Origin of the sequence: Peribacillus sp. FSL K6-1552, from assembly GCF_038005205.1 — a bacterium.
GTDB classification, from domain to species: domain Bacteria; phylum Bacillota; class Bacilli; order Bacillales; family DSM-1321; genus Peribacillus; species Peribacillus butanolivorans.
The window spans coordinates 5,716,546-5,735,908 of sequence record NZ_JBBOST010000001.1 but is presented as its reverse complement, the minus strand read 5'-3'; the positions used below and the strand labels follow the sequence as shown (position 1 = coordinate 5,735,908).

Annotated in this window: 15 protein-coding genes, 1 tRNA gene and 1 pseudogene; 12 read left to right on the top strand and 5 right to left on the bottom strand. The window is 40.0% G+C overall.

The features are described from left to right. Positions 1-81: 81 nt before the first annotated feature. Positions 82-1,599 (bottom strand): FAD-dependent oxidoreductase, encoded by a 1,518-nt coding sequence (locus tag NST21_RS27540; protein WP_377375644.1) that lies wholly within the window; start codon positions 1,597-1,599, stop codon positions 82-84. A 365-nt stretch (positions 1,600-1,964) separates the two neighbouring features. Between NST21_RS27540 and NST21_RS27535 the strand changes: the two are divergent. Beyond that, positions 1,965-2,217 (top strand): annotated as a pseudogene (locus NST21_RS27535) (ParM/StbA family protein); the annotation flags it as partial. 82 nt (positions 2,218-2,299) lie between these two features. Here NST21_RS27535 and NST21_RS27530 read toward each other — a convergent pair. After that, positions 2,300-2,614, bottom strand: coding sequence for an FAD-binding oxidoreductase (locus NST21_RS27530; protein WP_340892373.1), 315 nt, complete (start codon positions 2,612-2,614; stop codon positions 2,300-2,302). Between the two features lie 341 nt (positions 2,615-2,955). Between NST21_RS27530 and NST21_RS27525 the strand changes: the two genes are divergently transcribed. Both NST21_RS27525 and NST21_RS27520 read left to right on the top strand, forming a co-directional pair. Further along, the gene (locus NST21_RS27525) at positions 2,956-4,149 is read left to right on the top strand and encodes a ParM/StbA family protein (RefSeq protein WP_340892372.1); all 1,194 of its coding nucleotides are present in this window, start codon (positions 2,956-2,958) and stop codon (positions 4,147-4,149) included. An 8-nt stretch (positions 4,150-4,157) separates the two neighbouring features. Beyond that, the gene (locus NST21_RS27520; protein ID WP_340892370.1) at positions 4,158-4,706 is read left to right on the top strand and encodes a hypothetical protein; all 549 of its coding nucleotides are present in this window, start codon (positions 4,158-4,160) and stop codon (positions 4,704-4,706) included. A 98-nt stretch (positions 4,707-4,804) separates the two neighbouring features. On the opposite strand, the gene NST21_RS27515 is transcribed toward NST21_RS27520, so the two are convergent. Then, positions 4,805-6,097 carry an NCS2 family permease gene (locus NST21_RS27515; RefSeq protein WP_340892369.1) on the bottom strand — a complete coding sequence of 431 codons (1,293 nt, stop codon included), beginning with the start codon at positions 6,095-6,097 and terminating at the stop codon, positions 4,805-4,807. Positions 6,098-6,427: 330 nt separating this feature from the next. On the opposite strand from NST21_RS27515, the gene NST21_RS27510 reads away from it, so the two are divergent. The 4 genes from NST21_RS27510 (at position 6,428) to NST21_RS27495 (ending at position 11,128) form a co-directional block, all read left to right on the top strand. After that, entirely contained in the window at positions 6,428-7,942 is a 1,515-nt protein-coding gene (locus NST21_RS27510; RefSeq protein ID WP_340892368.1) for a DEAD/DEAH box helicase, read from the top strand. Between the two features lie 15 nt (positions 7,943-7,957). Next, on the top strand, positions 7,958-8,866 hold the full coding sequence (locus tag NST21_RS27505) for a phosphotransferase (RefSeq protein WP_340892367.1): 909 nt from the start codon (positions 7,958-7,960) through the stop codon (positions 8,864-8,866). A gap of 33 nt (positions 8,867-8,899) precedes the next feature. Beyond that, positions 8,900-10,087: a class I SAM-dependent methyltransferase gene (locus NST21_RS27500; protein ID WP_340892366.1), complete on the top strand. Its 1,188-nt coding sequence runs from the start codon at positions 8,900-8,902 to the stop codon at positions 10,085-10,087. Positions 10,088-10,180: 93 nt separating this feature from the next. After that, on the top strand, positions 10,181-11,128 hold the full coding sequence (locus NST21_RS27495) for an ATP-grasp domain-containing protein (RefSeq protein ID WP_340892365.1): 948 nt from the start codon (positions 10,181-10,183) through the stop codon (positions 11,126-11,128). 108 nt (positions 11,129-11,236) lie between these two features. Here NST21_RS27495 and NST21_RS27490 read toward each other — a convergent pair whose 3' ends face one another. Then, positions 11,237-12,787 (bottom strand): ABC-F family ATP-binding cassette domain-containing protein, encoded by a 1,551-nt coding sequence (locus NST21_RS27490; RefSeq protein ID WP_201187617.1) that lies wholly within the window; start codon positions 12,785-12,787, stop codon positions 11,237-11,239. A gap of 365 nt (positions 12,788-13,152) precedes the next feature. Between NST21_RS27490 and NST21_RS27485 the strand changes: the two genes are divergently transcribed. Then, positions 13,153-15,345 (top strand): DNA topoisomerase III, encoded by a 2,193-nt coding sequence (locus NST21_RS27485; RefSeq protein ID WP_340892364.1) that lies wholly within the window; start codon positions 13,153-13,155, stop codon positions 15,343-15,345. Positions 15,346-15,417: 72 nt separating this feature from the next. Next, positions 15,418-15,966 (top strand): nitroreductase family protein, encoded by a 549-nt coding sequence (locus NST21_RS27480; protein WP_340892363.1) that lies wholly within the window; start codon positions 15,418-15,420, stop codon positions 15,964-15,966. Positions 15,967-16,529: 563 nt separating this feature from the next. On the opposite strand, the gene NST21_RS27475 is transcribed toward NST21_RS27480, so the two are convergent. Continuing rightward, positions 16,530-16,603 (bottom strand) — tRNA-Arg (locus NST21_RS27475). Between the two features lie 399 nt (positions 16,604-17,002). Between NST21_RS27475 and NST21_RS27470 the strand changes: the two genes are divergently transcribed. Genes NST21_RS27470 through NST21_RS27460 form a run of 3 tightly spaced genes read left to right on the top strand, consistent with a single transcriptional unit; the run spans position 17,003 to position 19,358 of the window. Beyond that, positions 17,003-17,620, top strand: a complete 618-nt coding sequence (locus NST21_RS27470; RefSeq protein WP_201222541.1) for a hypothetical protein — start codon at positions 17,003-17,005, stop codon at positions 17,618-17,620. Continuing rightward, positions 17,617-18,231 (top strand): hypothetical protein, encoded by a 615-nt coding sequence (locus tag NST21_RS27465; protein ID WP_340892361.1) that lies wholly within the window; start codon positions 17,617-17,619, stop codon positions 18,229-18,231. Before NST21_RS27470 ends, NST21_RS27465 begins: the two co-directional genes overlap by 4 nt. Next, positions 18,228-19,358: an ABC transporter substrate-binding protein gene (locus NST21_RS27460; RefSeq protein ID WP_340892360.1), complete on the top strand. Its 1,131-nt coding sequence runs from the start codon at positions 18,228-18,230 to the stop codon at positions 19,356-19,358. Before NST21_RS27465 ends, NST21_RS27460 begins: the two co-directional genes overlap by 4 nt. Positions 19,359-19,363 lie beyond the last annotated feature (5 nt).

Sequence of the window (19,363 nt, the reverse complement as noted above, 5' to 3'; positions counted from 1 at the left end):
GCAACCATTGATAGTGCAGTAACTTCAGTATAAGGAAAACAGCAGACCTAGTCGACTTTTAGATAACAATCACGCAAAGCTCTATTGAATCTTTTTAAGCGGCTCGACAGCAGGGCCATTTAATACTTCACCAGTGATAGAGTAACGAGAAGCATGACATGGACAGTCCCAGGTACGATCGCCGCTGTTCCATGCCACCTCACAACCCATATGAGTGCATGTGGAATCTACAATATGAAGCTGGCCTTCATGATCACGATAACACCCGGCTTTATCTCCATTTACCTTGACGATGGCTCCTTCATCGATACCTAAGTCTTCTGGCGTTTTATGAATAACTGCCAATTTACTTTTAATCATATGCTTCGCTACATCAGCGTTGTCTTCGACTATATTTTTCATTCCTTTTATACGGGCTGGATTATATAGATCTGCATATCGGTTGTCCTTTTGCAGAATATGATCAGTTAAGATTTTTGCAGCAATTGATCCATTCGTCATACCCCATTTCGCATAGCCGGTTGCAATGAGAACATTTGGATGATTAGATGTTACTGGGCCGACGAATGGCAGATTATCTGGTGTCACAATATCTTGTGCTGACCAGCGATAAGGAATATCTTTTACATTGAAATATTGGGAACTAAAGTCCTGTAAGGCTTCATAATGTTCAATTGTCGAGATACCCTGACCGGTTTTATGGCCTTCCCCGCCTACAAGTATAAGTTTTTCCCCATTGTCCTCTGTATAACGAAGGGAACGGGTAGGGTTGTCAGCGCTGAAATACATACCACCGGGGTATTCCTGTTCGGTCTTAATTCCAAGAACATAGGATCTTTTTATATGAGTACGAGCAAAGTATAATCCCATTTCATCATTAAAAGGGAAGTGAGAGGCAACAATTATATGGTTGCTTTTGATTGTATGCCCCGTTTCAGTTATAACGGTTGGTGGCTTGCCGTCTTCAATTTTCATAGCCGTTGTACGTTCATAGATGTTCCCTCCAGCTTCCAGAATAGGGGGGATGAGAGCTGTTAAATATTTTAATGGATGAAACTGGGCTTGGTCCTTCATAATCACAGCAGCTTTACATGGAATAGAGAAAGGGATCTTTTCTGCATAATCCCCTCGAATGCCAAGTTTTTGATAGGCCTTTAGTTCCTCTTGGATTTTACTTTTATATTCATCGGTATTTGCGTATACATAAGCATCTTGTACATTCAAATTGCATTCAATAGAATGTTCTTCTATCAATCCTTTGATAAGCTCCATTCCTTCAGTGTTGGCTTCATAGTAAAGTCTGGCCTTCTCCTCACCGTGATCAGTAATCAACTGGTCGTAAATCAAGCCGTGCTGGGCCGTGATTTTTGCGGTTGTATGGCCAGTTGTTCCATTAAGTATCTCGCTTGCCTCAATGAGTGTGACTTTCACACCTTGCTTGGCTAAAAGATAAGCTGAAGTGATACCCGTAATTCCTCCACCAACAATTAAGACATCAGTTGTTATATCTGTTTCTAGCTTAGAAAACGAAGGAAAGGATAAAGTACTGCGCCAATATGGCTCCGGATATTGAGGAAGTTCTGTATTTTTTTCGGTCATTTGAATACCTCCATACGTTTCATTAGTGGTTTGCCCATTTATTACCATGCCCAAATTCTCCTTTTTTACGCTTATTTTTATAAGAAGAAGACTATTAAAAGTTAGTTTTTTTTGTTTGTTTACAATATTGTATACATGTAAACAAAAGTAGATGGTTTGTACACAAAAAAGTAAACATGTTTACAAATGAGTATACATGGCTATATATATGGTGTGTACATATTTGTTCCTGATGTATACAAAAATGTATACAACTCGACAAATAAGGCTACAATTTATGAAGGATTGACTAGTATAGAAACACCTTTTCTATGCTTAATAGAGTGCTCCACCTAAATTTTTTATGAAAAAGAAGATGTTTTTAGATGAGTTCTAGAATCGCAGCAATAGACGTAGGAAATGATGCAATTAAAGCTATTTTTGGAAAGCTAGAGTCTGAACTATATATACCAAATGTCATTGCAAAAAACATTGGAAGGGATACATAGTAGAGTCCATTCACCAGCCCTGCAAGACAATAATGCCATTTATCGTGTGGGGAAGTTAGCGACAAAAAGTGATAACCCAACAGAACTAGATTTAGGGAGCAGTAAATCAGAGGAAGACCAAACATTAGTATTTGCGTAAAACTAAACATCTTGTACATTCAATAGAATGTTCTTCTATCAATCCTTTGATAAGCATTCCTTCAGTGTTGGCTTCATAGTCTAGCCTTTTCCTCACCATGATCAGTAATAAATTGGTCGTAAACCAAGCCGTGCTGGACCGTGATTTTTGCGGTTGTGTGGCCTGTTGTTCCATTAAGGATCTCACCTGCCTCAATGAATGTGACTTTCACACCTTGCTTGGCTAATAGATAAGCAGAAATGAAACCTGTAATTCCGCTACCAACAATTAAGACATCAGTTGTTATATCTGTTTCTAGCTTAGAAAACGAAGAAAGGATAAAGTACTGCGCCAATATGGCTACAGTTCGTATTTTTTTGGGTAATTTGAATACTTCCATACATTTCATTAGTAATTTGTCCGTTTATTACCATTTCTAAATTCCCCTTTTTTACGCTTTCTTTTATAGGAAGAAGAGTATTAAAAACTAGTTTTTTTTGTTTGTCTGCAATATTGTATACATGTAAACAAAAATAGGTGGTTTGTACACAAAAAAAGTAAACATGTTTACAAATGAGTACACATGGCTATATATAACGTGTGTACATATTTGTTCCTAATGTGTACACAAATGAATACAATTCTGCAAATAAAGCTACAACTTATGAAGCATTGACTAATATAGAAACCTTTTCTATGCTTAATAGAGTGCTCCACCTAAATTTTTTTATAAAAAGGGGATGTTTTTAGATGAGTTCTAGAATCGCAGCAATAGACGTAGGAAATGATGCAATTAAAGCTATTTTTGGAAAGCTAGAGTCTGAACTATATATACCAAATGTCATTGCAAAAGACATTGAAGATCGGCCGGTCATAGGAATCGAAGAACTCGATGAAAAAAACCCATTGGAAGGGCTACATATTAGAGTCCATTCACCAGCCTTGCAAGACAATAATGCCATTTATCGTGTCGGAAATTTAGCGACAAAAAGTGATAACCCAACAGAACTAGATTTGGGGAGCAGTAAATCAGAGGAAGACCAAACATTAGTAATGCTTTTTGCGGCTCTTGCATTGGATGCTGCCAAGCAAGGGAATAATGATAAGTTCAAAAAAGTAAATAACGTTGTCGAAGCGAATTATACGCTGGGAACAGGTCTACCTCTTCGGGAAGTTAAGGAAGGGAAAGATGTAGGGTACCGTTCGAAGCTACTGGGATCCGTTCACCAAGTAGAATTTTTAATTACACCTAAATACCAAGGTATTAAGGTTAATATCAAATTTGATGAAGTGAAAGTCTATCCAGAGGGCTTCGCCGCATACATTAATTTAGTCATGGACAATGATTTGAATATCATTAACCGTGAATTAATAGATAGAAGAATTCTCATTCAGGATATTGGCGGACTATCGACAGATATCGCGGTCATTAAAAACCGTAAAGTTGACGATGATAAGGCGCAAGGATTCAATCTAGGAGTAGCTGAGGCTCTTGAATCTATTCGTGAAGAAATCAGGAAAAAACACGGTGTCGAGTTGGATAGCAGACGAGATGTCGTTGAAATCATCACGAAGAAAAACGACCGTAACCATATTATGGTTCGCGGAAGCCGGACAAGCGTCCATGATATCGTCGACCGGATTTTAGGAGAACTTGCGAAAAAGCAATACCGTCACCTACGTAACGTATGGCAGAAAAACTCGCAAACGGAAATCTGCTATTTTGTTGGCGGAGGTTCGATTGTCTTGAAAGATTACCTGAAAACGCTCAATCAAAATTTTGATGGCTACAATATAGACTTTTTTGAAGATGAACGGGAAAGCGTTTGGATGATGGCCAACGCCTATTATAAATTGATTTCGGATTTTAATCGCCGGAATTCAAAGGAACAGCAGCAATCCCACCAAAAGAAGAAAGAACAAAGATCAGGTGCTATTAAATAGGTGAGAGAATGAAAAAAACAGCTTCTTCTGAAATCAAAAGAGGACAAGCCATCACTTTTCGTATCCCTTCAGATGTATCAGATTATACGTTAAGGCAGCTGCAGAAATTGAAGGAAACGGAAAGAAGGAATTTTTCCAGTAAAATTGCCGAGTATGTTCTCGATGGAATCGGACAATCGGCCCATCAGGAACGGGAAATGATTGCTCTACCCATGCCGAACAAGCTTAGCAAATCTCAGCGTGACTGGCTCAAGCATTCCCACTCAGAAGCTATGCTTGGAACGATTATGTACCATCTTTTATCCGATCCTTTACGCGCGACTGCCTTGCTAGCCTCATTGAACAGTAATGTAATTAATGAGGAGATTTATTTGCAGGATGGGCCCGAAGAACAGGAACAGGATACTGAAGTGGTGCAGAAGGAAATATCTAAGAAAGATTTGGATGACTTTGATTGGAGTTTGGATGAAACCACACAACAAGTGAAGGAACCGGAACCTGAAGAGGAAAACCTTGATGATCTTCTTGGTGATTTTCTTGATCAAATGAATCAATAAGTATGTAGAAGGGTATCTGACAACATGTTGGATATCCTTCTTTTTTATTAACGGGGAATTTCAAAAAAAGAAGGACCTCAGGGCCCCTCTTGAATGAATTAAGCTAGGAAAATTAATTGATAGAGGAAAAGAATTGCAAACATGTATACTAACGGGTGCACTTCTCGGGACTTTCCTTTAGCCATTTTTAAAATAGGATAAGCGATGAATCCAAGTGCTATCCCATTGGCGATACTTGATGTTAATGGCATTGCGACAATGACCAAAAAAGCTGGGAAAGATTCATCAAAATGCGTCCAGTCAATTTCGTTAATGCTTTTAATCATCATACTTCCTACAATAATCAGGCTTGGTGCCGTGATTGCCGCTACATTTGAGACAGCTCCGATAAGGGGGCTAAAGAAGGCGGTTATTAAGAAAAGAATAGCCACCACAAGAGCTGTTAATCCTGTTTTACCGCCTGCACCTACGCCAGCAGAAGACTCAACTGAGGCAGCGGTAGGGCTTGTACCGAACATGGCACCAACAGTTGTACCAATGGAGTCTGCAAAGAAGGCACTCCCAGATTTCTCAAGCTTCCCATTTTTCAACAATCCAGCTTGACGTACAATTCCAAGTAACGCCCCGGTTGTATCAAATAGCATGACAAGTAAGATTGAGAAGACAACTCCATATAGCCCGTAGTTAATGACATCTGCAATAGATGTGATTGGATTAGCGACGATTATTCCCTCAGGTAATGACGGTGTCGAAACAAAGCCATCAATTTTTAACTGTCCAGTAAAGAAAGCGATAATGGCTGTGACGATCATTCCAATGAATATTGCTCCCTGCACATTACGTACAAGTAACACAATCGTTATTACCAAACCAATTAACGTAAGTGCCACACTAGGGTCTCTAAAACTTCCAAGGGTAACTAGATTGGATTCATGACTTGTAACAACGCCTGACAAGCGAAGTCCAATAAAGGTGATGAAAAGTCCAATTCCAGCACTGATTGCGTGCTTCAAATTATTGGGGATGGCTTCAATCAATTTTGAACGGAAAGAGGTAAGTGATAAAAAGATAAAGATAATCCCTGTAACAAAGACTGCCGAAAAGGCAACTGTATATGAGATATTATGAGTGCCTAGCACTGAGTACGCAAAATAGGCATTCAATCCCATCGCAGGTGCTATGACAATTGGATAATTGGCTAAAAGAGCCATGCAAAGAGTACCTACTATGATTGCGATGATGGTTGCTGTGAAGGCCTGGTCAAAGGGGACCCCAGCATCAGAAAGAATCATTGGGTTTACAACTATAATATAAGCTAATGTTAAAAAGGTTGTAAGCCCCGCAAGTACTTCCGTCTTAATATTTGAATTCCGTTCTTTTAATTTAAACATGCGGTTACTCCTTTTTTATATACAAAAAATCCTTGTACTAATCATTACAAGGAGGAGGTGCTTACCCTTTTTTCAAGTAAGTAGCTCGGTAGTATAATTTATTTGATAATAAAATCTTATAAATTATATTAGAAAAACAACTAAAGTACAATAGCATGAAAAATTTACAGTGACAGGTTTTCTCGAAATTAGATAATGATATACTAACAAATAGCTTAGATTAAGGAAGTTTCCCTTAGAGTGTAACTCCGCAACGTTCCTTAAGACGATTTACGAGTTTTTTAATGGGGAAAAACAAGGGAATGACAAATTTAGAGAGTAGGTTTATATATGACAAATTTCATCGACTTGGGCGTTAGCCCGGCGATTAACGCGATATTAAAACAAATAGGAATTTCTAACCCGACACCTATCCAGGAGAAATCCATACCAGATATTCTTGCGGGAAGGGACGTCATCGCGAAGGCACAGACAGGGACTGGGAAGACCTTGGCGTTTTTGTTGCCGATTTTAGAAAAAGTAGATCCGACAGCATCCCACATCCAATCATTAATTGTTACACCAACTAGGGAATTAGCTTTGCAAATCACAGCGGAACTGAAAAAGTTTGCTAATGAAATTGAGGAGCTGCAGGTGCTTGCTGTATATGGTGGACAGGATGTCGAACAACAAATGAAAAAGTTGACACGAAATATTTCTGTCGTGGTTGCCACGCCAGGGCGGCTTTTAGATCATTTACGAAGAGGCACCATTGATTTATCGCAAACACAGACACTCGTTCTGGATGAAGCTGACCAAATGCTTCATATTGGCTTTTTACCGGAAGTAGAAGAGATTATGGGGCAGCTTCCAGAAGAACGGCAGACATTGCTCTTTTCTGCCACAATGCCTGAACAAGTTCATCAGCTAGCTAAACGCTACATGAATAAACCATTAACTGCGGCAGTAAAGGCTGATCAAGTTACAGTCGAGCAAATCCGCCAACTTGTTATCGAGACGACAGATCGTGCCAAACAGTCTTCATTAATTACCATAATAAAAGAAGAACAGCCTTACCTAGCCATTATTTTTTGCCGCACTAAACGCCGTGTTTCAGTCTTGAATGATGCTCTAAAGTCCGCTGGTTTTAATTCTGAGGAACTTCATGGGGACCTTTCACAGGCTAAACGAGAACGTGTTATGAAAAACTTCAGGGATGCAAAGCTCCAATATTTAGTGGCAACGGACGTTGCGGCGCGGGGGCTGGATGTAGAAGGAGTGACCCATGTATTTAACTATGATGTCCCTGAGGATGCGGAAAGTTATATCCACCGAATTGGTCGTACAGGACGAGCGGGTGAGAATGGTCTAGCCGTAACCTTTATTGCCACTAAGGATTTGCAGCTGTTAAGTGATATCGAAAAAGGAATTTCAATGAAAATTGAACGAAGAACAATTGAAGGCGTCAAAATGTTCCAACCTGATGAGGCGGGTCATAAAAAGAAGCGTTATGAAGAATCTTCAGAAGAGGGAACGCGTCGCCCACGTACAGGAGGAGGTCGCCGCCACAGAGAGCGGATAGATACAAGAGGGCCTAATCGAGGCAGTCACCGTTCTGCTAATCAAGCAGACAACCGTGAATTAGAGCTAGAGAAACCACGCGGAGGTCGTACGGAAAATAATCGTGGACCGAAACGTGAGAATCCACGTGGAGGTCGTACGGAAAACAGTCAGGGGCCGAAACGTGAGAATTCAAGGGGAGGACGCCCAGAAGACAGCCGGGGAGCAAAAGGGGGAAATACCCAAGGGCCAAGTAATAGGAGAGGCGGATCTGGGGGCTTTTCAAATAGAGGAAGAAACAGGTAAAAGGAGGCGATGGAAGTGGAAAAGCCTTGGTTGGCAGAATATCCAGTTTCCTTAGAGCTAGCAGAGAAATTAATCAGGCTGCAGTTTCCAGAGATTGAGTTGAAAGAGATAAACCAACTTGGGGAGGGGTTTGATAACACGGTCATTCAAATTAATGAGCAATATGTATTCCGTTTCCCTCGACGCCCTATTGCAGTTACGTTAATCCAAGTGGAAAATCAACTTCTGCCCTCGATAGCAGGGAACTTTCCGCTTGCTATCCCTGAGCCGATTTTTTTTGGAAAACCAAGTAGCATTTATCCATATCCCTTTACAGGTTATAAAATGGTAAAGGGATACTTGCCTGTGGAAGAATCAGTTGAAAATAAGATTATATCGGCAAAAAGATTTGCCCATTTTTTAAAAGAACTTCATAGCTTTCCTGTTGAAAAAGCGAAGCGATTAGGCGTAAAGCCTGATGGAATGATGAGGCTCGATATATCCTTTCGCCAGAAAATGCTAATGGGAAATGTCTCAACTCTATTAAAACTAGGTTACTCTGAGCAGGCATATGCCGTTAAGGATTTTTTTGAAAAGCTCAAACCATTGAATGTTCATCATCCAATCTCACTCGTTCATGGAGACATTCATATCCGGAACGTTTTACTCGATAAAAAAGGTATTCTCACTGGAATTATTGATTGGGGAGATGTTCATATCGGAAACCCAGCTATTGATTTTTCCTTTTTATACAGCTATTTCCCAAAAGAAGCACGCCAAGTATTTTTTGGGATTTATGGTGACATCGATAAGGAGATGGAGTGCTTGGCCCGGTTCAGAGCAATATATATGCTTGTTACTCTACTCGTTTATGGCATTGATCGTCAGGATGAACAGCTGATTACTATAACGAACACTGGTTTGAAATTTGCTATAGAAGAATAATTGTTACTTTCTTTTAATGATTGGGAGGTTAATATGAAAGCAAGTTATTTTCATACAATTACGTTAATTGGGAAAATGTTGGATAAATCTAACATTCCTTATCAATATACAGGTCAATCTGCTCTGTTTGTGCAAGGAGTGGAGGTTGATGAGTATAAGAACATCACCATTGATGTGCAATGGGATGTCTTTAATGAGGTTTTTGAGCTTTTAACCGAATTCGCCCCTACGCAGCCTGAAAAAAATCCTGAGAGTTCTTCTTTTCTATTGGAGATTGATGGGGTTACAGTCACAGTTCGCTGTTTGTTTAACATGACTATTAAAACAGATCCTTATCGATTGTCTATAAAGATTGGAGAAATGGAGATTTGGTGCCGGTCATTGTACAGTTATTTATACGACGAGGAAATGAAGAAGTACAGCGCTGAAATTCATGCCTACTTATCTGCCGAGCAGCGGGGCTTCACAGCTGAAAATGAACAGGCATGGAACCAGAATAATTATTTAGCTCTTGTCAATCGTTACGGAAAACCCAAAGAACTGGCATCTAAAATCAGACAAAATCCCAAATGGAGACTGCATCCATTTTATAAATATATGGGAGATGTAACAGGTAAAAAAATCACTCATTTAATGGGGTCAAATGGCGTTAAAGCGGTTGCCCTGGCCATCATAGGGGCCAATGTCAAGGTAGTTGATTTTTCTCAGGAAAACGCTACTTTTGCAAATGAATTGGCAAAAGAGGCCGATGTTTCGATTGAATATATCATCTCTGATGTGCTGTCATTATCATCAGAACATATATCTGAGAAACAGGATTTGGTTTTAATGGAGCTGGGTGTGCTTCACTACCTAATTGATCTTCAACCATTATTCGAAAAAATTAAAATGATTTTAAAGCCAGGTGGACGGTTCATTTTACATGAATTCCACCCGATTTCAACAAAACTCATTACCTCTAATGGTAAAAAGCATAAGGTAGCAGGCAACTATTTTGCTCCAGCAATTGAAAACAACGAGGTCGCTTTTTCCAAGCATATGCCGGATGAAGAAAAAGAGAGCCTTTCAAAAGTGGTTCAGCGTAAATGGACAATAGGAGAACTTATAACGGCAGTAGGTCAATCAGGGCTTGTGATCAAGGTGCTTGAGGAAGAACCAAACCATAAGATCCACGATATCGGTCTTCCGAAAACATATACCTTGGTTGCGGAACGAGTGTAAGGATGCAGCCAAAAGTGTTAGCGCATATAAAAAAGGATGTCTCTATGCCTCAGATAAAAACATAAAATTTTAAACAATTAGGAGGAACCTTTTATGAGTAAAATTTATATCATTCATGAAAATGAGGAATGGACTGCCCATTTAACCAAAAGAATGAATGAGTTAGAACTTCCCTATGAAGAATGGCATCTTGATCAGGGTGTAGTGGATTTAACAGAGGAACCGCCAGAGGGCGTTTTTTATAGCCGTATGAGTGCAAGCTCACATACTCGTGGGCACCGATTTGCGCCTGAAATGACAGAATCTGTGCTAGCGTGGCTTGAACAGCATAATCGTACAGTCTTCAATGGGACACGAGCGCTTCGTTTGGAGGTCAGCAAAGTCAATCAATATACGGCACTGACAAAGTCTGGAATTAAGACTCCGCAAACGATCGCAGCTGTAGGCAAGGAAAATATCATGAAGGCAGCGGAGAAATTAAATACCGCTTCGTTTATCACGAAACATAATCGTGCAGGTAAGGGACTCGGTGTTCAATTATTTCACTCAGTAGAAGCTTTGAAACATTATGTGGAAGGTCCAGAATTCGATGAGCCAGTTGATGGGATTACATTAATTCAGGAATACATAAAAGCGCCGGAGCCATTCATCACCCGTTGTGAATTCGTGGGTGGCAAGTTTATGTATGCGGTAGAGGTTGATACATCCGAAGGTTTCGAGCTTTGTCCGGCAGATGCCTGCCAAATTGGTGACTTGTTCTGCCCGATCGGTGAAGAGGTAGTAGAAAAACCAAAATTTCAAATTGTGCAAGACTTTCATGATCCGATTATTGAAAAATATGAAGCGTTTTTACAAGCGAATGAAATTTCGATTGCAGGAATTGAATTCATTCGTAATAGCAATGGTGAAATCTACACGTATGACATCAATACCAATACGAATTATAACAATGACGCTGAGGAAGCAGCAGGCCAATATGGCATGCTTGAATTAGCGAAGTTTCTAGGATCCGAATTGGCGAAACAAAACTTGAACAAATAAAATAATAAAAAGTGATGCTGACTGAAAGGGGGATTCTATAACCATTTCAGTCTTTTTTTTACATAAAAAGAAGGTGCCCCGTCTTATGCGGACACCCTCTAAAAAAATTTAATTTTGGTTCGACCATTCTTCTACATCCCATACTTTGGTAATCCAATCTTCATAGAAATCAGGTTCATGACAGACGAGGATAATCGTACCTTTATACTCTTTTAATGCACGTTTTAGTTCTTCTTTCGCGACAACATCCAAATGGTTCGTCGGTTCATCAAAAAGCAGCCAGTTACTTTCGGTAAGCATGAGCTTACACAAGCGGACCTTCGATTGCTCACCACCACTTAAATGGCTCATTGGACGTGTAATGTGCTCGTTTTTCAAGCCAACTCGAGCAAGGATGGCTCGTACCTGCGGTTGATCGAGATGTGGGAATGCATTCCACACTTCATCGATTGGTGTCGTGTTGCCTGCTTTCACTTCTTGTTCAAAATAAGAAGAGAAAAGGAAATCGCCAAGGGATCTTTTTCCGCTTAGAGGATCAATTTTACCAAGAATCGTTTTTAACAGCGTAGATTTTCCTACTCCGTTACAGCCGACTACGGCAATTTTTTCCCCTCGTTCGATGGTCATCGATAGCTTTGGAAGCAATGGACGGTCGTAGCCAATTTCCAAATCCTCCCCTTCAAATACATAACGGCTGCTCGCACGTGATTCTTTGAAGTCAAAAGTCGGTTTCATTGCAGTCTCCGGACGATCGATGCGTTCCATGCGGTTCAATTGCTTCTGACGACTCTTTGCCCGACCGGTCGTTGAGTAGCGGGCTTTATTTTTAGCAATGAAATCTTCCTGCTTTTTAATGAATTCACGCTGTTTTTCATATGCATTGATGTGCTGATTTTTATTCAATTCGGCAAGCTCCAGGAATTTTTCATAAGTTGCCGTGTAACGAGTCAATTTTGAAAATTCGAGATGGAAAATGACGTCGACGACCCCGTTCATGAACTCGGTATCATGCGAAATTAATAAGAATGCATTAGGGTATTCCTTTAAGTAGCTGCTCAACCAGCGGATATGCTCCACATCCAAGTAGTTCGTCGGTTCGTCAAGGAGCAGTACTTCAGGTTGTTCTAAAAGTAATTTGGCAAGTAAAACTTTTGTCCGTTGTCCACCGCTTAGGGCAGAAACGTCACGGTCCAATCCGATTGCATCTAATCCCAAACCGCGTGCTGCCTCTTCAATTTTAATATCTAGATTGTAAAAACCACCGGCTTCAAGCTTGTCCTGGATTTCACCCATTTGTTCTAAAAGTTCTTCAAGTTCTTCAGGAGTAGCTGTCCCCATTTTCTCTGTTACTTCATTCAATGCTTTTTCTTGCTCGAATAACGGTAAGTACGCATCCCTTAAGACGTCGCGAATCGATTTACCTTTTGAAAGAATCGTATGTTGATCAAGATAGCCGTATTCGACACCAGGTGTCCACTCAACCCGTCCTTCATCGTGAATCAGTTGTCCTGTAATGATATTCATCATTGTTGACTTCCCAACACCATTTGCCCCGACTAGACCTACATGCTCGCCGGCCATTAGACGGAAGGAAACATCCTTGAATAAGGTACGATCACCAAAGCTGTGTGCTAATTTATCTATAGAAAGTAAGCTCATTTATATTGAACCTCCCAATTAATTTGAAAAAATCTCTACGTTTCATCATACTAAAATCTGTACTAGATTGCTATCTAATCTTATTTACATATGAGCCCTCTATTAAACGGAGTGAGTGAAAGGGTCATGTTCGAAAACTTATATAGATTGGCTTATAACTACTGACTACTGACTCTTGACCAATCGAAAAACGGGTTACGAATCTTCAGGCAAACAGTGGTTGAGGAATAATTGTTTCTTAATAATGAACATGAAACAGTATTGGGAATCATGTTTTTTGCGTGTTATGTCTTTGTACTTTATCGCTCCTGCATAAATTGTATGAGATAATGAGGGAAGCAGTTTAAAAGGGAAAGGATGTTATTATGAGTAAAACAGTCGTACTGGCCGAGAAACCATCGGTCGGAAGAGATATAGCAAAAGTGCTGAATTGCGGAAGAAAGGGTAATGGCTTTTTTGAAGGCGATCAGTATATCGTTACTTGGGCACTCGGTCATTTGGTGACCCATGCCGACCCGGAAACTTATGATGAAAAATATAAAACGTGGCGTCTTGAGGACCTGCCTATGCTGCCTCCTTCCTTAAAATTAGTCGTGATCAAACAATCAGGCAAGCAATTTCAATCGGTTAAAACGCAATTGAACCGTAATGATGTCAAGGATGTCATCATTGCGACTGATGCAGGTCGTGAAGGAGAACTTGTTGCACGCTGGATTCTCGAGAAAGCGAATGTGAAGAAGCCCATCAAGCGGCTTTGGATCTCCTCTGTAACGGATAAAGCTATTAAAGATGGCTTTAAAAAGCTCAAAGAGGGAAAAGAGTATGAAAACCTATTCGCCTCTGCGGTAGCTAGAGCGGAAGCAGATTGGATCGTAGGCATGAATGCAACACGGGCGCTCACAACCAAGCATAATGCCCAGCTATCCTGCGGTCGGGTTCAAACGCCAACGCTTGCGATGATTGCCAAAAGAGAAGAGGAAATCAAACAATTCCAGCCTAAGAAATATTATGGTGTTTCGGCAACAGCAGAGTCCAAGTTGCGACTCGTTTGGCAGGATGCTCAATCAAAAGATGTCCGCACATTTGATAAAGCGAAGGCAGAAAAGGTTCTTGCTGATGTGAAAGACAAAAAGGCGGAAGTGGTGGAAGTGAACAAAGCCCATAAGAAAAGCTTTGCTCCTTCTTTATATGATTTAACAGAACTTCAACGAGATGCGAATAAGAGATTTGGTTATTCGGCGAAAGAGACGTTATCAATCATGCAGCGCTTATATGAAAGCCATAAGGTCTTGACTTACCCAAGGACGGATTCACGCTTCTTATCAACGGATTTGGTTGATACGCTAAAAGAAAGATTACAGGCTGTCAGCATCAAGCCATATGCCCCGTATGCATCAAGAATTTTACGTGGTCCAATTAAAGCAAATAAATCGTTTGTGGATGATAGCAAGGTTTCAGATCACCATGCAATCATTCCGACTGAGCAAACGCCACTTCCAGGAAAACTGAGCGACAAAGAATCAAAAATATATGACTTGGTTGTCAAAAGATTCCTGGCTGTATTAATGCCTCCGTTTGAATATGAACAAACGACTATCACCGCTAAGATAGGCCAAGAAACGTTCATTGCTAAAGGGAAGGTCGTCTTGAAATCAGGTTGGAAGGAAGTCTATGACCATCAATTCGATGAAGAAGAGGCTAAGGATGGCCTTGTTGAGCAACTGCTTCCTGCCGTTCAAAAAGGTGACAATTTAGTCATCTCAACTGTGAAACAAACAGATGGAGAAACCAAACCACCTGAGCCATTCAATGAAGGTTCATTACTATCAGCAATGGAAAACCCTGCTCGGTTCATGGCTGGGGAAAGCAAAGAACTCATCAGGACTTTAGGAGAAACAGGTGGGATTGGTACCGTTGCGACCCGGGCTGACGTTATTGAAAAATTGTTCAACAGCTTTCTGATTGAAAAGAGAGGAAAGGGCCTTCATGTTACGTCGAAAGGGAAGCAGCTCCTCGAGTTGGCTCCTGAAGACTTACGTTCTCCGGCATTAACAGCACAATGGGAACAAAAGCTAACGGCCATCGCAAAAGGAAAGCTGCCAAAACAAGCTTTCATCGGCGATATGCGTACCTATGCCAAAAATATCGTTCATGAAATCAAAAATAGTGATCAAAAATTCAAGCATGATAATGTTTCTGGTACCAAATGTCCGGATTGCGGCAAGCTGATGCTTGAAGTAAATAGTAAAAAGGGGAAAATGTTAGTCTGTCAAGACCGCGAATGTGGCTACAAAAAAGGCGTTTCACGTGTAACAAATGCCAGATGTCCACAGTGTCACAAAAAGATGGAAATGCGCGGTCAAGGAGAAGCGCAGACATTCACTTGTAAATGTGGCTTTCACGAAAAACTTTCTTCTTACAATAAACGAAGAGGGCAAAACAAAAATCAAAAAGTATCAAAAAATGAAGTCTCCAATTATATGAAAAAGCAAAATAAAGAAGAGCCGATCAATACTGCCTTGGCAGATGCTCTAGCTAAACTGAAATTTGATAAATAAAAGAAAAGAGTCCTTCAACTGTTTGCCGTAGGCTAAAAGTTGAAGGACTTCTTCTTTTTTTGGCAGAAAGTTTTGGACAATTATTTCGCAGGCAATATTCTTGATGAAGCTACCCAAGCACCTTCTTCAAGTAATCTCCAAGCTTGGCGCTTTATTGTTATCGAGGATCAGAATATAAAAAAGGAATTACGCCAGATTGCCAATAATCAAGAATCTGTTGAAACATCCTCTGCTGTCATTGCCGTTTTAGGGGATACAGAAATGTATAAAAACGTAGACAAAATTTATGGTATGAATGTGGAAGCTGGATTTATGGATCAGGCAACACGTAAACGTATGGTTAGCAATACAATGAACACGTACCCTCATGCTCCTAAGGAAACTCGAGAAAGCATTGCTAACTTTGATGCAGGGCTTGTTTCGATGCAACTTATGTTGATTGCTAAATCCAAGGGCTATGACCCCGTTACGATGGGTGGATTTAACAATCAGCAATTCATTGAAAAGTTCGATGTGCCTGAACGTTATGTTCCTATTGTCTTAATAGCGATAGGAAAGTCGGCAGGACCTTCTTTCCAGACAACAAGATTGCCGCTGAATGAAGTCGCAAAATTTATTTGAATGAACAATTAACAGCAGAAAAGGATGGGGCGAATGCTCCATCCTTTTCTATATGTCGCTACTTCAATTAAATCTCATTCAGTACGGTGCCGTGTATATCATATTCAAGTGTTAGTCATTTGTGTGTTTATCCGAATCTAATGGTGTAAGCGTACTGAATGGCTTCTGATCACCCGGACTGAAAATTGCTTCATCATTCTCTGGATTCCATAGGCTGTAAATACTCATAATCAGTATCCTCCTTTGGGTGAGAAGACCAGTAATTCCCTTCTTGATTATCATCTAACTTTTCAATTAACTCTAACGCTGATCACCGGGACTAAACACCGCTGCGTCATTCTCTTTGTTCCATTGGCTTCTGATTGTACTCATCGTGCACATCATCTCCTTTGGTGAGAATGTCTTACAGTATTTGTATACCCGGATGGGACAGGTTAAAACATTTATTTTCTTAAAAATATGAAAAATTCATAGACTATTAGATTTAAACTTTTTTGATTTATGTGTAAACGAAAAAACAGCCAAAACCAATTTTACAAAAGGTTTTGGCTGTTTCTAATTAGCGTCCCAGATAGGAATCGAACCTACGACCTACAGCTTAGGAGGCTGTCGCTCTATCCTACTGAGCTACTGGGACATATAAAAAAGTTCAACGACCTATTCATTATATTTCTTATAGGCAAACTTTTCAAGTTAATAGCTTATACTTATGAAAATATTCATCATAATAGCTTAACAAGTGATGGTGTTCAGTGTTAATAGTCGGAGAAAGTTTGGTAATGATGGTGTCTAATATAAGAAACTTGCTTGAGTTCAGTAGGGGAAGCAAGCCATTTATTAAAGCAAGGAGAGACTATGTTTCCTGAAGATTCATAATATATTCATTGACATTGATAATCATTATCAACTATACTGAACCCATAGTAAATACTCTATTTCAATAAAATAAAATTGGTAATAGACATTAGAAGAGTGGCGGTTTTTCAATTATTACCAAATGAATATATTATATTAATATAAGAAAAGTGAGTGAGTTATGAAACCTATTGCATATATAAGTACGGATATTCAATTTACAAGGCTTCAGGAGATTGACTACAAAAGAGGGTTAGTATTTCTGCAATTATATGATATTCCATACGCTGATTTATCTGCATATGCGGGGATCCTGATCACGAATTTTGTAGAAGAGGCCTTCTTACTTGATCATAAAAACATCCTTGAAGACTATTTAAATGATGGTGGCGTCATTTTTTCACAAGCTGAAAATTTCCTTCCTTGGCTACCTGGTTGTGAGAATTGGAAGCGATCTCCTATTTCCTTGCGAGACCGTGAAATCCGTCTTACCGAGCCCGTGCATCCAATGTTCTATGGAATTGATCCTTATGATTTGAATCATAAAAAAGGAGTTCGGGGCTTTTTCTCAAGAGGATACTTAGAGGCTCCTGAACATTCGGAAGTCATTGTTGAGGATCAAGATGGGAAAGCGATCATTTATATCGATCGGAAAACGACGGGTGGCACGATTGTTGCTGGAGCTGGCACAGACCTTTACCGTTTCGGTATTGAAGAAAATAGTTCACGCGTTTTAAGCACTCAGATGCTAAATTGGATTCGTCAAGAATATGAAGCAAACAAGGAGGAACAGAAATGAAAGTAGCAATTTTAGATAACGGTTACAGCTTTCATCATCGCTTCTTTCAAATGGAAGAATTCGCTTATATGTATGACGATGTGCTCCAAATTCGGCAGCTACATACCTATGATTTAAGTCAATATGACACGCTAATTGTTAATGATCGGATGTCGCTACTACTTTTAAAACGTTACCAATCATATTTCATTAAATTCCTTCAGGAAGGAAAGCGATTAGTCGTTTTCGGCGAAGTACTGGACAATTGGCTTCAGGGAGTATATTGGGAGAATTCAGAAGTGAATTTTAGTTGGTGGGTGAAAGAGCACGGAGACCTGCCGTTAACAGCTAATAATATAGATCATCCGTTGTATCAGTATGTATGTCTGTCAGATATGAAATGGCATTATCATGGAACGTTCAAAGTTCCGGAAGGTGCAAAATCACTAGTGGATACACCGGACGGCCGCTCAATTATTTATATAGATGACGTGTCATATAACGGAGAATTAGTTATTACTACACTAGATCCAATCTTTCATATCGGATTAGGGTTCATAGATCAATCCAAACCATTTTTACATGGGATGGCGAAATGGCTTAAAAAAGAAGTACGGGAGAGAACATCATGAAGAAAAAATGGACAATGTTAGCGGCAACAACTGTGGTGGCAGCCTTGATTACAGGCTGCGGCAATACAGCGGAAGAAACAAAAGGAGATACAGCTGAAAAACAAACGACGGCTGAGGAGAAAGTCATTCAAGATCAGCTTGGCCGTGACGTAACTGTACCAGGTAAAGTGGAGCGCATAGCTGTTGGTGGTATTCTTCCATACTTTTCTACATGGTATGTAGCTACAAACTCAACAAAGGAGGTTGTTGGATTACATCCGAATGCTTATAATGCGGCGGAGAATTCCATCCTTGCTGACATGTCGCCGGATATTTTAAAAGCGGATACGTCGTTTATTAAAAATGGTGAAGTGAACGTAGAAGAATTAATGAAAATCAATCCGCAGCTTTATTTTGAAAACTCACAGAATCAAAAATCTATTGATAAATTAGAGGATGCAGGCGTTTCTGTGGTGGCCTTAAGTGCTATTGATGTAGCGGCAGCTGAACCATTAGCGACCTTTAACAGTTGGTTGAAAGTGACGAGTGACATTACTGGAACAACTGAGAGAACGGACATGTTCTTGGAAAAAGGCAAAAAGGTCCAAGCTGAGTTGGATGAAAAATTGGATGGTATCAAAGAGAAAGATAAGCCAAGAGCATTAATACTTTACCAACACAGCGATAAAAGCATTATGGTTGGCGGTAAAAACTTCTTTAGTAATCAATGGCTAAACGCAACAGGAGCTTACGACGTTACGGCAGAAGAAGTTACCGGAACAAAAGAAGTGAATATGGAGCAAATTTATAAGTGGAATCCCGATATTATTTACATTACAAACTTTTCAACTACACAACCTGAAGACCTAACAAACAATGTATTTGAAGGTCAAGACTGGAGTCAGGTAAAGGCTGTGCAAGCAGGAAATGTTTATAAAATTCCTTTGGGTATTTACAGGTGGTTCCCGCCAAGTGGGGATGCGCCGCTTATGTTGGAGTGGATGGCACAGAAAAATCATCCTGAACTATTTGACTATGATATGAAGAGAGAAATCACAGACTATTATTCAGAATTCTATGATTACGATGTAACGGAAGAACAAGTAGAGAATATTCTGCACCCTTCTTCTGATGCTGCAAAACAGTAAAGTAG

Bases quoted from the DNA above. Each gene is read 5' to 3' on its own strand.
- NST21_RS27540 (WP_377375644.1), bottom strand. From the start codon at position 1,599: ATGACCGAAAAAAATACAGAACTTCCTCAATATCCGGAGCCATATTGG.
- NST21_RS27530 (WP_340892373.1), bottom strand. From the start codon at position 2,614: ATGAAATGTATGGAAGTATTCAAATTACCCAAAAAAATACGAACTGTA.
- NST21_RS27525 (WP_340892372.1), top strand. From the start codon at position 2,956: ATGAGTTCTAGAATCGCAGCAATAGACGTAGGAAATGATGCAATTAAA.
- NST21_RS27520 (WP_340892370.1), top strand. From the start codon at position 4,158: ATGAAAAAAACAGCTTCTTCTGAAATCAAAAGAGGACAAGCCATCACT.
- NST21_RS27515 (WP_340892369.1), bottom strand. From the start codon at position 6,097: ATGTTTAAATTAAAAGAACGGAATTCAAATATTAAGACGGAAGTACTT.
- NST21_RS27510 (WP_340892368.1), top strand. From the start codon at position 6,428: ATGACAAATTTCATCGACTTGGGCGTTAGCCCGGCGATTAACGCGATA.
- NST21_RS27500 (WP_340892366.1), top strand. From the start codon at position 8,900: ATGAAAGCAAGTTATTTTCATACAATTACGTTAATTGGGAAAATGTTG.
- NST21_RS27495 (WP_340892365.1), top strand. From the start codon at position 10,181: ATGAGTAAAATTTATATCATTCATGAAAATGAGGAATGGACTGCCCAT.
- NST21_RS27490 (WP_201187617.1), bottom strand. From the start codon at position 12,787: ATGAGCTTACTTTCTATAGATAAATTAGCACACAGCTTTGGTGATCGT.
- NST21_RS27485 (WP_340892364.1), top strand. From the start codon at position 13,153: ATGAGTAAAACAGTCGTACTGGCCGAGAAACCATCGGTCGGAAGAGAT.
- NST21_RS27470 (WP_201222541.1), top strand. From the start codon at position 17,003: ATGAAACCTATTGCATATATAAGTACGGATATTCAATTTACAAGGCTT.
- NST21_RS27465 (WP_340892361.1), top strand. From the start codon at position 17,617: ATGAAAGTAGCAATTTTAGATAACGGTTACAGCTTTCATCATCGCTTC.
- NST21_RS27460 (WP_340892360.1), top strand. From the start codon at position 18,228: ATGAAGAAAAAATGGACAATGTTAGCGGCAACAACTGTGGTGGCAGCC.